The sequence below is a fragment of the Treponema sp. R80B11-R83G3 genome (assembly GCF_054786115.1).
Genome location: NZ_BDHF01000389.1, coordinates 1 through 638, shown reverse-complemented (window position 1 = coordinate 638; position 638 = coordinate 1). Strand labels below are relative to the sequence as shown.

At 46.6% G+C, this 638-nt stretch carries 2 protein-coding genes; both read left to right on the top strand.

Annotated elements, in window-relative coordinates; genetic code table 11:
- A partial coding sequence (locus ACYVRH_RS14030) for a hypothetical protein (RefSeq protein WP_461257499.1) occupies positions 1-455 on the top strand: 455 nt, incomplete at its 5' end.
- On the top strand, positions 434-638 hold a 205-nt coding region (locus ACYVRH_RS14025), incomplete at its 3' end, for a hypothetical protein (protein WP_461257498.1). The genes ACYVRH_RS14030 and ACYVRH_RS14025, both read left to right, overlap by 22 nt.

The following is a 638-nucleotide window of genomic DNA, read 5'->3' as shown; positions in this document are numbered from 1 at the left end:
GTTTGCAGGACGTTCCCGAATGGGTTAAACGTCAGCGGAAAATCGCAAAAATAGGCGCTTCCGCTATAGCGGGATATTTTACCCTTGCCATGCTTGAGCGGCGTTGCGTTATCGGGAAAAAGATGTCCGGCATAGACCCTGACGCAACGGACGTGGAAAGAAAAACCGCCGAAGAAAACTGGCTTTGCGGACATCCGACCATTAAGGCTATAACTGGCGTGGAGAGGGAAAAATTAGCGGAGCGGATGCGTTCTTTAAGGTCAATCCGTCTTGAAGCGGAGGGGGAAAAACCCAATTCCGCTCGGGGGAAAACGAGTGGCGTAGAAAAAAAGGTGAAATCATACGGCAAGGACGGGCAGGGCTGTTTTACGCCTTGTAATTTGAATAATGGCGGGGGGGTAAAAAAAAGAGCGGCGGGGTGTTGGTGCTTACTATGGCTGTGGAACTTCATGTGAAAATAAAAGGACTGCTTGAGGCGTTAGGTTTTAAAGATGTTACGGTTACGGACAGGAAAAATAAATTCACAGCCGTTTTTCGCTCCCCATACATAAAAAATACCCGCTGCAGTTTCATAAAGATAGTTGGATTTAGTCCAACTTTTAACCTTATTTTCATAAGCCTTTATGCTTCATCCGCAT